General features: G+C 65.3%; 13 protein-coding genes. 11 read left to right on the forward strand and 2 right to left on the reverse strand.

All coding sequences use genetic code 11. The annotated features are described in order from the left end of the window. The first annotated feature begins 292 nt into the window (after window positions 1–292). The 4 genes from Q0C41_RS03970 to Q0C41_RS03985 all read left to right on the forward strand — a co-directional run bounded on the left by Q0C41_RS03970 (window position 293) and on the right by Q0C41_RS03985 (window position 3,963). Window positions 293–1,777 carry an aminopeptidase P N-terminal domain-containing protein gene (locus Q0C41_RS03970; RefSeq protein ID WP_291981160.1) on the forward strand — a complete coding sequence of 495 codons (1,485 nt, stop codon included), beginning with the start codon at window positions 293–295 and terminating at the stop codon, window positions 1,775–1,777. 17 nt (window positions 1,778–1,794) lie between these two features. After that, the gene (locus tag Q0C41_RS03975; RefSeq protein ID WP_291981161.1) at window positions 1,795–2,184 is read left to right on the forward strand and encodes a hypothetical protein; all 390 of its coding nucleotides are present in this window, start codon (window positions 1,795–1,797) and stop codon (window positions 2,182–2,184) included. A 224-nt stretch (window positions 2,185–2,408) separates the two neighbouring features. Further along, on the forward strand, window positions 2,409–2,735 hold the full coding sequence (locus Q0C41_RS03980) for a hypothetical protein (protein ID WP_291981162.1): 327 nt from the start codon (window positions 2,409–2,411) through the stop codon (window positions 2,733–2,735). Between the two features lie 145 nt (window positions 2,736–2,880). After that, complete coding sequence (locus tag Q0C41_RS03985) at window positions 2,881–3,963, forward strand: sensor domain-containing diguanylate cyclase (RefSeq protein ID WP_291981163.1); 1,083 nt, start codon at window positions 2,881–2,883, stop codon at window positions 3,961–3,963. Here Q0C41_RS03985 and Q0C41_RS03990 read toward each other — a convergent pair. After that, window positions 3,939–4,304, reverse strand: a complete 366-nt coding sequence (locus Q0C41_RS03990; protein WP_291981164.1) for a hypothetical protein — start codon at window positions 4,302–4,304, stop codon at window positions 3,939–3,941. The two genes, Q0C41_RS03985 and Q0C41_RS03990, sit on opposite strands and share 25 nt — an antisense overlap. A gap of 201 nt (window positions 4,305–4,505) precedes the next feature. Between Q0C41_RS03990 and Q0C41_RS03995 the strand changes: the two genes are divergently transcribed. From Q0C41_RS03995 to Q0C41_RS04005, 3 genes are read left to right on the forward strand one after another with little or no spacing between them, the layout of a single operon-like run. After that, window positions 4,506–4,706 carry a hypothetical protein gene (locus Q0C41_RS03995; RefSeq protein ID WP_291981165.1) on the forward strand — a complete coding sequence of 67 codons (201 nt, stop codon included), beginning with the start codon at window positions 4,506–4,508 and terminating at the stop codon, window positions 4,704–4,706. After that, on the forward strand, window positions 4,699–5,847 hold the full coding sequence (locus Q0C41_RS04000; RefSeq protein ID WP_291981166.1) for a DNA methyltransferase: 1,149 nt from the start codon (window positions 4,699–4,701) through the stop codon (window positions 5,845–5,847). Before Q0C41_RS03995 ends, Q0C41_RS04000 begins: the two co-directional genes overlap by 8 nt. Then, window positions 5,844–7,457, forward strand: coding sequence for a hypothetical protein (locus tag Q0C41_RS04005; protein WP_291981167.1), 1,614 nt, complete (start codon window positions 5,844–5,846; stop codon window positions 7,455–7,457). The genes Q0C41_RS04000 and Q0C41_RS04005 overlap by 4 nt, the downstream gene beginning before the upstream one ends. Before the next feature lie 23 nt (window positions 7,458–7,480). On the opposite strand, the gene Q0C41_RS04010 is transcribed toward Q0C41_RS04005, so the two are convergent. After that, window positions 7,481–8,662 carry a phospholipase D-like domain-containing protein gene (locus Q0C41_RS04010; protein WP_291981168.1) on the reverse strand — a complete coding sequence of 394 codons (1,182 nt, stop codon included), beginning with the start codon at window positions 8,660–8,662 and terminating at the stop codon, window positions 7,481–7,483. Window positions 8,663–8,992: 330 nt separating this feature from the next. Here Q0C41_RS04010 and Q0C41_RS04015 point away from each other — a divergent pair, with 330 nt between their 5' ends. The 4 genes from Q0C41_RS04015 (at window position 8,993) to Q0C41_RS04030 (ending at window position 13,666) form a co-directional block, all read left to right on the forward strand. Then, complete coding sequence (locus tag Q0C41_RS04015) at window positions 8,993–9,862, forward strand: hypothetical protein (protein ID WP_291981169.1); 870 nt, start codon at window positions 8,993–8,995, stop codon at window positions 9,860–9,862. A gap of 101 nt (window positions 9,863–9,963) precedes the next feature. Beyond that, window positions 9,964–11,016: a hypothetical protein gene (locus Q0C41_RS04020; RefSeq protein WP_291981170.1), complete on the forward strand. Its 1,053-nt coding sequence runs from the start codon at window positions 9,964–9,966 to the stop codon at window positions 11,014–11,016. A gap of 899 nt (window positions 11,017–11,915) precedes the next feature. Further along, entirely contained in the window at window positions 11,916–12,080 is a 165-nt protein-coding gene (locus Q0C41_RS04025) for a hypothetical protein (RefSeq protein WP_291981171.1), read from the forward strand. Between the two features lie 59 nt (window positions 12,081–12,139). Then, window positions 12,140–13,666 (forward strand): recombinase family protein, encoded by a 1,527-nt coding sequence (locus Q0C41_RS04030; RefSeq protein WP_291981173.1) that lies wholly within the window; start codon window positions 12,140–12,142, stop codon window positions 13,664–13,666. Window positions 13,667–13,741 lie beyond the last annotated feature (75 nt).

Here is a 13,741-nt window from a genome sequence, read left to right on the forward strand (position 1 = left end):
ACGTTGTACGCCTGCCAGAAGTTGCTGGACTCGATGGCGAGTCCGGCGATGGCGATGCGCGGTTTCTCCGCGGCACTGCAGGAGGCGAGGGCGAGGGTTCCGAGCAGCAGCAGCGTTCTGGTCACGGCCCATTCTTTCACCGTTCGCCGTGCCGTGTCGTGGTGCCGCGCCGTTCGGCCTGTCCCGCAACCGGCGGTGTGCTATGGTGCGCGGCATCCGCCGACCGCTCGCCACGACCATCGCGCGGAGCAGGACGCGAGCCGTCTTCCGATCCCGACACGGAGCCATCTGCATGACCTGGGTGATGACGCGAGTGACCACACTGGTGACCGGCGCGGTGCTGGCGAGCGCGGCGCTGGTCAGCGCGGGGCCGCTGCAGGACGACCTCGCCGCCCGGCGCGCCCGCCTGCTGGAACAACTCGGGCCGGACACCGTGGCCATCGTGTGGAGCGCCCCCACCAGGGTGTACTCGCTGGATGTGGACTACGAGTTCCGCCAGGACAGCCACCTGCTCTACCTCACCGGCATCGCGCAGGAGGACACGACCCTCGTCCTCATCCCTGGCGCCAAAACCATGCGCGAGGTGCTGTTCGTGCGCCAGCCCGACCCGCGGCGCGAGCACCGCAACGGCCACATCCTCACCAGGGAGGAAGTGACGGCTCGAAGCGGCGTGGCCACGGTCTACTTCGTCGACGAGTTCGAACCGTTCGTGACCGCGTTGTTCAACCGGCAGGTCTATCGTGCGCGGCGTAACGAACGGTCGCCCGAGTTCGACGCCCTCTTCGAGGCGGTCGCTGGCGGACGTGCCCGGCTCGCGCTGCCGTTCGGCCCTCGCCCGGCGCCGTCGGCGCCGCTGACCGCGCCGTACGAGTTCGCCGTCCGGGCGCGGGATCGGTTTCTGGGCGTCTCGTTCGTCGACACGTTTCCGCTCATCGCCGCGCTGCGGCAGGTGAAGTCGCCTTACGAGCAGACGATCATGACCAGGAGCGGCAGCATCTCGAGCAGTGCGCACAAGGCCGGGATGCGCGCCGCCGGGCCCGGGCGCTTCGAGTACGAGGTGGAGGCTGCCATCGAACAGGTGTATCTGGCGAGCGGAGCGATGACCCCCGGGTATCCCTCCATTGTCGGCAGCGGCCCGAATGCGACGATCCTGCACTACGGTGCGTCGAGCCGGCAGATGCAGGCCGGAGAGTTGCTGCTGGTCGACGCGGCGGCCAGTTACGACGGCTACACGATCGACATCACGCGGAGCTATCCGGTGAGCGGCACGTTCAGCGAGCCGCAGAAGGCGATCTATCGACTCGTCCTCGAGGCCCAGGAGGCGGGCATGCGTGCGGCACGCGTCGGCAACCGGACCGTCGATGTGGAGAGGGCCGCCGAGGCGGTGGTCAAGGCCGGACTGCTCGAACTGGGCTTGATCACCGATGCCTCGGGTGATCAGTTCCGCACGTGGTACACGCACGGGATCTGCCACTGGATCGGCATGGACGTGCACGACGTGGGCGACTACCAGCGGCCGCTGGCGCCCGGCATGACCTTCGTCGTCGAGCCCGGCCTCTACATTCGACCGCAGGCGCTCGACGAGCTCGCGGACACGCCCGAGAACCGCGCCTTCAAGGCCGCGGTGTTGCCGGCCGTGCAGAAGTACGCGCTGATCGGCATCCGCGTCGAGGATTCGTTCCTGCTGACCGAGACCGGTCTCATCAGCCTGTCGGCCTCGGTGCCCCGCACCATCGCCGAGGTCGAGGCGTTCATGAAGGGGCGGTCGGGCCAGTAGGGACGGTGCGCAGAGCCATGCCCGATTCCCTGCTGACGGCACCGTACGTCCGTGCGCTTCTCGCCATCCCGTTCGTGCTGATGGGGTTGTCGCACATCGTGCAGCCGGCGATGTGGCGCGAGTACTTCGGCCGCCTGCACGCCGAGGGCGCCCCGGCCCTCGTGACGCGGACGTTCATGCTGGAGCTGTGGCCGGCGCTGCTGATCGTCGTGTTCCACCGGGTCTGGACGTTTCCCGCGGTCGTTCTCACGCTGTTCGGCCATCTGCTGCTGCTGAAGATCGTCGTCTCGCTGCTGGCACCGACGCTCGGTCTGCGATCGCTGGCCCAGGCCCGGCGCGGAGACATCGGCTTTCAGGTGGGCGGCGTGGTGCTCATCGCGCTCGGCGTCCTCTGCGTGATGGTCTGAGGACCAGCCGCTCCGGGGAGCAGCCTTCTCGGGGAGGGCCTCGTCTACAGCGGCGAAGACATTGTGGAGACGGTTGCACTGCACGGGCCGCTTCCTGGTCGCGCTGTACTTATGCGTGCACGGAGGCTCACGTCGCCGCTACTGTTACAGAGCCTCTACCTGAAGGCGCATCGCGCCGAGTCCTGCCGCCTGCTGCAGGACGGCGAACGCGGGGCCTGGCGCGAATGGCTCGTCTCTTCCTCCGCGGCGTCGAGGAGACGGCGATGCAGGCATTCACGACGGCGACCCGTATGGTGCAGCTCTTCGACGAAGATCGCGCCAGAAGTGCCGCGGAGAGTGAACGCGCGGGATCGGCGCTGCGTGTGCATGCCTGGCTCCAGCGGCACCCGTTCAGCACGAGCGCGCAGCTCGTCGCGGCGACGGGACCAGCACGCGCCGGCGGCGCCCTCGGCGAAGTAGCGCGCTGGCGTGGCGTTCGGGTGAGTACCCGCCGCGTACTCCTGAGCATTCGTACGGCCGTCGCCGTCGGGGTCGAGAGACGCGTCGGCTGAGTTCGACTCTGGAGACCAGCCCTGGACTTCACGCTCGGGTCACCCGGTGGATCGGACGCGCTCGGGGCTCCCGGACTGAGCGCGCGTTCGGCGCCGTGCCCCAAGACGGCTAAAGCTCGTCTGTACCCTGCCGATTCCCTCGGTCATGAAGGCCCCAGTGCCAGCCGCGGAGCAGGCGCGTCTCGACGCCTTGCGCCGCTACGACGTCCTCGACACCGACGCCGAGCAGGCCTACGACGACATCACGCAGATTGCGTCGTACATCGCCCAGACGCCCATCGCGCTCATCAGTCTGGTGGACGGCGAGCGGCAGTGGTTCAAGTCGAGAGTCGGCTTGCCGGTGAGCGAAACGTCGCGCGACTACGCGTTCTGCGCCCACGCGCTGCTCGATGCCGATCAGCCGCTCATCGTGCCGGATGCCTTGAAGGATGAACGCTTCGCCGACAATCCGCTCGTCACTGGCTACCCTGACATCCGGTTCTACGCCGGGGCCCCGCTCGTCACGCCCGACCATCACGCCCTCGGCACGCTGTGTGTGATAGACCGCACACCCCGCCAGATGACGTCCGAACAGATGCGTACCTTGACAGCGTTGTCGCGCCAGGTGGTGGCGCAGCTCGAACTACGGCGCCGGTCTGCAGAGCTCAGACGCCTGTCGGCCGAGCGCGAGGTGTATCTCTCGCAGCTCGAGGACTACCAGCAGAAACTGGAAACAGCCCACGCGCGGCTCCACGACATCAGCCTCACGGACGCGCTCACGGGCGTGGGCAATCGCGTTGCCTTCGACGAGCGCCTTCGCGATGAGCTCTACCGTGCCACCCGCGACGACACGCCCTTGTCGCTGCTGATGGTGGACGTCGATGGCTTCAAGGCCTTCAACGATACCTTCGGGCACCAAGCCGGCGATGTCGCGCTTCAGACCGTCGCCACGGCTCTTCGGTGTGTGCGGCCCAGCGATTTTCTGGCGCGCTACGGCGGCGAGGAGTTCGCGGTGATTCTGCCCGCGACCTCGCGCGAAGGCGCGGGCATACTCGCAGAGCGGATCCGCAAGGCCGTGGCCGGCACGACGTGTCCGCACCGTGCGGTCACCGTCAGCATCGGGTCCAGCACGCTGACGCCTGGGAGCGCCGACGGGGCGTTGCTCGTGGCGGCCGCGGACCGGGCGCTCTACGCCGCGAAGCAATCCGGACGCAATCGGGTTGCTCACGCCGCCTGCTTCGCCGCGTAGCCATCTGGCTGATTCGACCCCGCCGTCCGTTCGACAGGACCGTCGAGTTCGTCTCTAGATGATTGAAGCGAAGGGAGTTGTGGTGGTGAGCCTAAATTTCGCCAGTTGGAATCAGGCGGACGCCTTGTTGCGGCAGCTGGACGGACTACGTACAGCGGCTTGAGCTGGACATCGAGCGCCACCGCATCCACGGATCCGACATCTCCAGCGGTCTTGTCGAGCCGCACGTTTGACAGAAATCCGTCGACTATTTCAGTCGCAACCGGCTGCGCGGATTCGGGCGGCCCTTCGCCTTCGCCATTGAAATCCGAATGGATCGGGCGTAGGCTCTCCAGCAGCACCGCTCCACGTAAGCGCGCTCGGTTCTTCCGAGCGAGACTGGGCATCCTCCTCTCGTCCCACCACGCCTCAGTCAGGCTCTCCGACTAGCACCCGGTGCCTGCCGCCCTCCAGTGCATCTCTGTGCAGGTGGAGGCTCTGCCGTAGGCTTGACGGAGGGATCATGTCATGTTACATAAGGCACATAACATAGGTGATGCCGAATGCCCCAAGGAGCCAGTGGTCGAATCGTCCTCGAGGTCGATCCCGAAACCAAGCGCGAGCTGTACTCCTCCCTTGCCCGAGAGGGGCTCACCCTCAAGGCATGGTTTCTTGAAGCCGCTCGGCTCTACATCGAGCGCAGTACCCAGCCTCAGCTCAAGTTCTCCAGCGACGTCGAGCGAGCCGGTGTTCCGCATGACTAGCGTCGTTTCTGCCGAGCCGCCAGTTGCGGTGGCCGAGAAGATTTCCTCCGTCGATTGGCATTTCGCTGACGCGAAGACGCAGGTGGGGGTGCACTCGATTCATCCCTACCCGGCGAAGTTCATTCCTCAGTTACCGCGCCAGTTGCTGCGTCTGCTTGCACCTCGCCGAGAGGCAGTGGTCTTTGACCCCTTCTGCGGGTCCGGGACGACGTTGGTAGAAGCGCAGGCCGCCGGCCTCGCGTCGGTAGGTGTTGACCTGAATCCCATCGCGACGCTCATTGCGCGTGCAAAGACGAAGGGAGCTGGGCCTGCGGTTCACCCGGCCGCTAAAGCCGTCATTGCTGAGGCGCAAGCGATGGGCGGCACAGTTCCGGACATCCCCAGAGTCGATCATTGGTTTTCAAAGGACGTCCAGGCAGCCCTTGCAGGAATCGTTGCTGCGATCGCACGGGTGGCAGAACCGGCCGTTAAGGACGACCTCCGCGTTGCTCTCTCAAGCATCATCGTCCGCGTCTCTTACCAGGATGGCGACACTCGATACGCCGCCGTTCAGAAGAACGTGGACGGCGCATTGGTGTTTGAGTTGTTCGAGCGGGCGGCGCTTGAACTCGACCGAGCGCGGGGATCACACTTCGGTACGTTGTTTCGAGGTGAACACGCACCGTCGAAGGTCTTGACCGGCGATATCCTGACCGTTTCGCCCGACGCGATTGGGCCAGTGGACCTCGTCATCACGTCGCCGCCATATCCGAACGCGTACGAGTACTGGCTCTACCACAAGTACAGGATGTACTGGCTTGGACTCGATCCCATTGCCGTACGAGAGGCGGAGATCGGAGCACGTCCGCACTTCTTCAAGAAGAATGCGCACACTGCCGAGGACTTTGAGCGGCAGATGAAGGTCGTGTTTCGACTGCTGCATCAAGTGCTTGCGGCAACTGGTTACGCCTGCTTCGTCGTGGGGGATTCACGGATCCATGGTCGGATCGTCGACAACGTGACTCTGCTGAAACGAGCAGCCTCGGAGGAAGGTTTCCGGCTAGAGGCAGTCACGGAACGCGGGGTGCCGAGCACACGAAAAGCATTCAATCCGGCGAATTCGAGGGCCACGTCCGAATTCATCACGGTGTTTTCGCGATGAATGATCTGGTCCTTGACTGGCCCTCGTACCGCTCGTTGCCCTACGAACGTAGACTGGCAATCCGTGAATTGGAAAGCCTGCTCGGGGCGACGCCTGTCGTCGCTCCTGATCAGGTCCGGATCTCAAACGCTGCACCGGATGAGGAACTGCTTAGTCGCCTGACCTATTTTCACCTGGTGCGATTCAATGGCTCTGGAAGGCTGGTGCCCACCCAAGCCAAGCTGGAGGCCAGCGCCTCAGCGACATCAGCCAATCTGTTCCGAGAGCTTTCTGATGGCGTGGTGCTTCGGCGTCAGAGTACGCGCTACTCAGCGCACGGGCTCCATGAATACAAAGGCAAGTTCAATCCCCAAATCGTAAGGTCCGTCGTCAATGTGCTCGGAGTAGGCCTCCAAGGAGAAAAGCCGCGGGTCCTTGATCCGTTCTGCGGCAGCGGGACCTCTCTCGTGGAGTCGGCTCACATGGGTTGGGATGCCTTGGGGATTGACGCTAACCCCTTGGCCGTTCTGATCTCAACGGCGAAGCTGGACTGCCTGAGAGTGCCCGTGACCACTCTGCAGTCGACCGCCCGGCGTGTCACAGACCGTCTCTTGCAGGCGATCGGTCGGTACGACTGCAAGGACGAGTTCAGCCGGACCGAGCTGAAAGACCTCGCGAAGGCCGCCCCGATAGCGCTGCCAAACGAACAGTACTTGGAGAAATGGTTCTCAGCGTCCGTGCTGGCTCAGCTCAGGCTCGTATGGTTCGAGATCTCGTCGATTGAGAACACCGGAGCTCGTCGAATCGCTTCCGTAGTTCTGAGCGACATCCTGCGGGACGTCTCCCTCCAGGATCCCGGAGACCTTCGGATCCGTCGGAGAGCGGACGCCAAGGCGAACTATCCAGCGGTTCGAATGTTCGCGGAACTGCTGCCGCAGCGGCTAGAGTCGGTTGCGCGAGCCCGTACTGTCCTCGGCAAGGTCCGCGGTCGGCAGCGGTCTGTATTGGGTGATTCGCGCGTCTCGATTCCCACGGTCAGGGGCGAGGCTTCCGCCCCGTTCGATGTAGTGGTCACCAGCCCGCCCTACGCCACAGCTTTGCCCTACATCGACACGCAGCGCTTGAGCTTGGCTTTCCTTGGGCTACTGCCACCCTCTCAGCTGCGTGACGCTGAAGCGCGACTCATCGGCAACCGTGAAATAACTGCGAAAGAACGCGACACGGAAGAGCGTCGTCTGCGCGAAGCGGTGCGCACGTTTCCGAAGGACGTGGCCAAGCTGCTTCTGACAACTAGTGACCGAGCCGCGGGTGAGGGCAACGGCTTCCGTAGGCGAAATGTTCCGGCCCTGCTCCTTCGATACTTCGACGACATGAGGCGCGTCTTTAGAAACGTTCGCTCGCATGTCGCGCCAGGCGGAGCTTTCGCCATGGTTGTAGGCCCCAACCGGACGACGCTTAGCGGCGAAGAGATCAATATCGATACGCCCCGCCTGCTTGCAAGCGTCGCGGCCGAAGCGGGCTGGGATGTCGATGAACTCGTCGCACTGGACGCCTACCAGCGCTTCTCTGTACATCAGGAGAACTCGATCAAGGAGGAGATGCTGGTGGTTCTCAGGGCGAAAGGCGACTGAGAGTCGCGCAATCGCGCGCGTAGCTAGAACAAGCCGAACTGTTTCACTCCGGCTCGCCCACGAGCCTGCACCGTTCGGTTACATCGCGCAAGCAGTGGTGCGTGCTCAGGGTCTCCGGCTCTCACGATCCACACCTCATAGGCGGGATCTGACCCGTCGGGCAGGCGCTCAACCAGAAGTATGTCGCCCCCCGCGCCGGTCTGATCAATCGTGTCGTGGCCGACGTTGATGCGCCAGTCGGCGTGGCCCGCCTCTGTTCCGGGGGGACGCTGCCAAATTCGGTAGTGGGCTGGACGTGCTCCGCCAGTTCTTTCGTTCAGGAGCACGTCGAAGTAGGCGTCCGGATAGCGGCGCCCCTGCATCTGTACCGTAGGAAAGAAGGCGACGCATTCCTCCGGTAGGCTGACCTCTGGCGTTCCAGGAACACCGCGTCTATGCGAAACATCGAAGTCGGAGAGCGTCATCCCGAAGAACCGCGACTGTATTGCACTTGCGGTCGCTGGGGTCGCCGCCGGGGGAGCCGCCGCGGCCCTGGGGCGCCGCACAGTGCCCAAGTCCGGATGCGGAGGCGGCGCAGCAGGCACCTGAATGCGTTGATTGGCGCCACCTTGGCGCGCTACACCGGGCTTGAGCTTGATCCGTTGCGGTACAGGCGTGACAGTCTCGTCGATCAGGCTTCCCGTCGTCACCAGCCGCTGGAGATCGGTCAACTGTAGGCGGCTGGAGTGTCCCTGCATGCCGCGAAGATTGAGAAGAACCTGACTCAGCTCTGCGATTGCGGCAACGTCGTCCGGTGCTCCGATCGAGACGCTGATGCTGTTTGCCTCGAAGTTCCGATACAGCCCGTCCGCCGTCAAGTTCGAACTGCCGACCGAGATCCAGGTTTGGCCCGGACTTCGGAGAATGTATGCCTTCGGGTGAAACAGGACGCTACCACCCGTCTCGAAGCCAAAGACCTCCACCCCGGCCTGGATCAGCTGTTCGACCGCTTGTGCGGACGTAATCCCGTTCGAAAGCCCCACGTGCGCCGTAGCGGCGGCTCCCCGAGCGCTCAGCGCCCTCAGGGCGCCGTAGATCCGGCTCGTGCCACTGCTGGTAGCGAAGGCAACGGCCATCTCCAGCTCGGTGTAGACCGGGGAGCCAATCTCCGTCGTCAACGCATGGCCGAGCGTGACGAGTTCTCCGTTCGGCCCAAAGGGCTGCAATAGGTATCGGGTTCGCAACTGGGATCACCGCCGAGCGCGCTGATCCTAGCACTGCAGCCACGCCCGCACGTACCTTGGGTTGCCAGACCGGCCGGAGCGAGCTATAAGTAGCCGAGGCAAGTCTGCTCGGGCGCCGCCCACCGCGCGCCCACCGGACAGTGAGGCCGGATAGCCATTACGGCACCGCCCCCTGTCGAAGACGGCCCTACGCCCTGACCGCCGCGCGGCATAACGCCCCCGACGCTCAGCGCCTTCCTGAATCGCCCCGCGCGTCAACCGCCCGGGTGCCTTCACGAACAACCCAACGCAACGCCATGTCGGAGGACAGCCATGTTCGATCCGCGAGATGACGCGCGCGACCGTGAGGGCGGCGATGGCCGTGCGCGAGTGTACGAGGACCGTGACCGGGACGACCTTGACCCACGCGATGCCCTGATGCGCGACCTCGACCTGCCGCGGGGCGACGAGCGCGAGCTGGTCCTGAACCGCGACCGCAGGTACGACCTGAACGGCGAGGACAGCCGCACCCTGGCCGCTGTTGGCGTCTTTCGTGTCGTGCGGGAGCACGACCTCGACACCGACCCCGAAACCGTGGAACACCTCCGCGGCGAGCGCCTCGTCGAAACTGTAGACCTCGGCGATGGCGAGCGTGGCCTGACGCTGACGCGCGAGGGTCGAGACCTACTCGATGCCCACTCGCTCAACCGGGACGGCGAACCGTCACAAGCGTTCTACGCGGGCGTCAGCCGGGAACGCGAACTGAATCACGACTCGCACCTGTACTCGACCTACCGGCAGGAGGAAGCGCGCCTCCGCGACGAGCACGGCGGGCTCGAGGTGCGGCGCGTGGTGCTGGAGCAGGACCTGAAGCGCGAGTACCAGGAGTTCCTGCAGGAACACAATCGCGGACGCGCCGACAGCGACGGCCGCCCCGACCGGGACGAGCACGAGATTCGGGCGTGGGCGCGCGACCACGACCTGCCGTACTTCGACGGGCAGGTGCACTTCCCGGACTACCGCATCGAATACGAGGTCGACGGGCGCGAACTGCACCAGGACGTCGAGCTGTTCACACCGCACTACCGCGGGGCACACGCCTCCGGCCACAGCAAGGCCGGATTCCAGATCTACGTCGTTGGGTCCCGTGGTGGCGGTGGCCGGTCGGTGCCTCGGCCGCGGGGTGCGGAGGAGTTCCTGTGACGCTCCAATATCCGGCCAATGGCACCCTGGACAGCGTCACTGAGGAGCGGGTGAAGGCACTCGCGAGCTTTGCCTTCACCGAGCGGCAGTGCCAGTTCCTGGTGGCCGTCATGGTCCACGCCGGCTGCTTCCTGGAACGGCAGTACTGCGCGTTCACCGGCACCGTGCGCGGCCAGAACAGCCGCGACTTCGTCGGCCGGCTCGTGTTGCGCGGGTTCGCTCGTGCCATCGAGCCCGGACCGGTGCGCCGCGGGCGGCTCTACCACGTTCACCACCGGCCGCTCTACGAGGCCATTGGCCAGGCCGACAACCGGAATCGACGGCTGCTGACCGTCGGCCGGATGGTCGAGCGCGTGATGATTCTGGACGCGGTGCTCGGTGACCGCCACTGCTGGTGGCTCAGCGCCGAGCCGGACAAGCGGCGGCTCTTCGCGCTCATGCGCGACAACTACCTGCGCCCCGAGGACTACCCGCACATCGCGTTCGGCATCGGACGCCAGCGCGTCATCCGGTGCTTCCCGGACAAGCTGCCGATCGGGGTCGAGAAGGGTCGCTCCGACCATCTGGTCTTCCCGTATCTCGTGAACCGCAGCATCCCGATCGACTTTCGCCAGTTCCTGATTCGCCACGCGGGGCTGCTGCGGTTCGTGCGCACATGGACGCTCCGGCTGCTCGTCCCGCGTCGCTTCCGGAAGGCTGTGTCCCTTTACAAGGCGGCCGTCCGGGAGGAGCTCTGGACCCCGATGGATCCGAGTGTGACGAAGGCGCTGGAGGCGTACTTTCCCGAATGCCAATCTACAGGCGCGCACGTCGGTGACCCGGCCGATCCTTACATTCGGCGCGAGTTCCGGCGGCAGGGGAACGCGAGGGTGCAGGCCCTGTATCGGGCGTGGCGGCGACAGGGTGATCGGGTGCTCTGGGACGCGAACTCGTCGGCTCTGGCGGATGACCGCGCGCGAGGTTGTTCGACGGTGGAAGTGGAGTTGCTGAACCGCCAGTACCTGCAACTGTCGGGGACGATGGACCGTGACGCCTGGGCCAAGAGGGGAGCCAAGCGAAAACCGCGTCAGGTTGGCCCCCCTGTTTCGGAGCCCTCACCGAGTGGTCTCTCCCCCTTGGTCGGTCATGAGCCTGAAGCCCACGCAAACGCTTGATGTCGCGAGAGTTGGCGCGGATATCGAGGCGAGGCGGCGCTGTCTGCCGCCTCGTGAATCCCTGCTGCTGCCGTGGTCGCAACAGAGACGATGGCGTGAACGACCCCACCACTGTGCCCAGCGGCTGACCCCAGGGCGTCGGGAGGGGGTCGTTCACGCCATCGGGTGCCGGTGTCCCGCGCCGCTTCAAGTGCGTGCGGATCGTGTAGGAGAATGGCGCCGCCTGAGTGCCCAGCGTGAGACCCAGGTGTTGCCGCACAATGGCGTCGCGACTGGGAACGTCATCGCGTCTGTCGACCATCGCGCCACTGATGCTGGCGCCGTGCTCGCCGTCGTCAATGCTCTCCGCTTCGCGTCGACCCGGCCGGCGGCCGGGCCAAGGGCATTGACGACGCCTGCGCGCGGCACGGGTGGCCGTTACGCGATGGTCGCCGAGTTGACGAAGTCTCTGAAGGGGATTGACGTGACGCACCGACAGGCGTAAGTTGACTTCCTCTCGCCAGTGCCTCAGGCACTCCTCCGGTTCGCCACCACGGCATCCGGAGCGCGCAGTCGGCCGATGCTCAAAGGGCACGGTTCGAGCGCAACCTTCGAACGATACAGCCGAAGCCAGAGCCTCGCGCTGCGCCGTGTCTTCAGGAACACGGGCAGCAGCGAGAACGCGTTCGCCAGAGCCACCGTGTGGTTCTGGGAACCGCCGAACGCGTGAGAGACGGTCACATCGAGCAAGTGACCGTCGCCGTGCGGACTCACCGTCCCGCGGATGATGCCGGCGCAACGCCGCATCCGCGCTCCTGAACCACGGCGCGTCGACCGCCACATCGACGCGCCGGAGCGCGCCACCCACTCAACACGAACGCTCGTGCATCTGGGGGACCGCGATGGATGTGTCTGAATGTGTGGACGCTGCGCCCGAAACGATCTCAATCCAGCGATGCCGTGACCTGCTTGGCGACGAGGCTGACGCGTTGTCGGACGACGACGTGCGCGCGATCGTGCGGCACGCGGACGCGATGGCGCGCATCCTGCTCGTTCTGGCGGCGCCGGACGGCGGCATTCACTGACGCCGATGCCGGGACAACACCGCTTGCCGGCACACAGCGACAGGGCTAAGCTGGCGGACATGGTCGGCGCGGTCATCTACGTACGCGTCAGTACGAAGGAGCAGACGGAGAACCTGAGTCTCCCGACGCAGCTTCGCGCCTGCGAGGACTATTGCCGCCGGCAGGGCTACGAGGTGCTCGAACGCTTCCACGAGGAAGGCGAGAGCGCCAAGACTACCGACCGCAGCCAGCTCCAGGCGCTGCTGAAGTTCTGCCGCACCCACAAGGGCAAGGTCCACTTCCTCGTCGTGTACAACCTCACGCGCTTCGCGCGCGAGAAGTACGATCACTTTGCGCTCCGCGCACACCTGCAATCGCTCGGCATCTCGCTGCGATCGGTGACCGAGCCGATCGACGACACGTCCACCGGCAAGCTGATGGAAGGTGTGCTGGCGGCGTTCGCGCAGTTCGACAACGACGTGCGCTCGGAACGGACGCGCGCCGGCATGCGTGCGGCGCTCGAACTTGGCCGCTGGACGTTCCCGGCGCCACTCGGATACCTGAACGCACCGAAGTGGTCGAGCACGAGCCTGGTTCACGACCCAGAGCGCGGTCCGCTGGTGCGACGGGCGTTCGAGGAACTGGCGACCGGGCGCTACACCAAGCAGGAAGTGATCGCGCGCGCGACGGAGGCAGGGCTTCGTAGCAGGAAGGGGCTTCGGATTTCGCCCCAGAGTTTCGGCCAGATGATGCGGAACCCGATCTACGTCGGGAAGGTCGAGAGCCCAGACTGCGGCGTGTCTACTCGCGGCGACTTCGAGCCGCTTGTAGACGAGGCTACGTTCTACCGCGCGCAAGCCGTACTCGATGGCCGGGTGGTCGTGGCCGGCCCGCGCCAGCGCAGCCACCCCGACTTCCCGCTACGCGGCTTCGTGCGGTGCGACACCTGTGGGCGACCGCTGACCGGCAGCTGGTCCAAGGGCAGGAACGGCTACTACGCCTACTACCACTGCCAGCGTCAGTGCCGGGCGGTCAACGTCACCAAGGCCGCGCTCGAAGGCGCGTTCGCGGACGAACTCGCGCTCTTGCAGCCGTCTGCCGGCTACATGCGCCTGGTCAAGGACCGGATTCTCTTCGTGTGGGAGCAGCGACGGGCCGAGGCGAAAACCCGCACGGTCGACCAGGACCGGCGGGTGAAAGCGATCCAGCAGAAACTCGATCGGCTCGACGATGCGTTCCTGTTCGCGCAGTCGATCGACCGCACCAGCTACGAGCGGCAGCGCGACCGCCTGCGCGAGGAGCTGACGCTGGCCCAGATCGACCACCACGCCGACGCCACCGACGAACTCGACGTACAGGGCATCCTGGAGTTCGCAGAGCGCATTCTGCCGCGCGCGTCAGACCTGTGGGTGCAGGCGTCGCTCGACTACAAGCAGCGGCTGCAGGCGCTGTTCTTTCCGGAGGGGATCGCGTACGACGGAAATCGATTCAATCGAACCGCCGTAACTGCGCCGCTTTTCAACTACTTGGCGCCATCTGCGAGTGCAGATGAAAGAGTGGTGAGCCGGGAAGGAATCGAACCGGATCCGGCCACTTCGCGCAACTGATTGACGGTGTGGGGGTTCTGGCGTTAACCCCTTGATGGTGAGCCAGTTGGCGATGCGACCCGAGTCGACAGACGT

Origin of the sequence: Luteitalea sp. (assembly GCF_022842525.1) — a bacterium.
Taxonomy (GTDB): Bacteria; Acidobacteriota; Vicinamibacteria; order Vicinamibacterales; family Vicinamibacteraceae; genus Luteitalea.

Excerpts from the sequence above, each read along its gene's own strand:
- Q0C41_RS03970 (WP_291981160.1), top strand. The coding sequence starts at position 293 with ATGACCTGGGTGATGACGCGAGTGACCACACTGGTGACCGGCGCGGTG.
- Q0C41_RS03975 (WP_291981161.1), top strand. The coding sequence starts at position 1,795 with ATGCCCGATTCCCTGCTGACGGCACCGTACGTCCGTGCGCTTCTCGCC.
- Q0C41_RS03980 (WP_291981162.1), top strand. The coding sequence starts at position 2,409 with ATGGCTCGTCTCTTCCTCCGCGGCGTCGAGGAGACGGCGATGCAGGCA.
- Q0C41_RS03985 (WP_291981163.1), top strand. The coding sequence starts at position 2,881 with ATGAAGGCCCCAGTGCCAGCCGCGGAGCAGGCGCGTCTCGACGCCTTG.
- Q0C41_RS03995 (WP_291981165.1), top strand. The coding sequence starts at position 4,506 with ATGCCCCAAGGAGCCAGTGGTCGAATCGTCCTCGAGGTCGATCCCGAA.
- Q0C41_RS04000 (WP_291981166.1), top strand. The coding sequence starts at position 4,699 with ATGACTAGCGTCGTTTCTGCCGAGCCGCCAGTTGCGGTGGCCGAGAAG.
- Q0C41_RS04005 (WP_291981167.1), top strand. The coding sequence starts at position 5,844 with ATGAATGATCTGGTCCTTGACTGGCCCTCGTACCGCTCGTTGCCCTAC.
- Q0C41_RS04015 (WP_291981169.1), top strand. The coding sequence starts at position 8,993 with ATGTTCGATCCGCGAGATGACGCGCGCGACCGTGAGGGCGGCGATGGC.
- Q0C41_RS04030 (WP_291981173.1), top strand. The coding sequence starts at position 12,140 with ATGGTCGGCGCGGTCATCTACGTACGCGTCAGTACGAAGGAGCAGACG.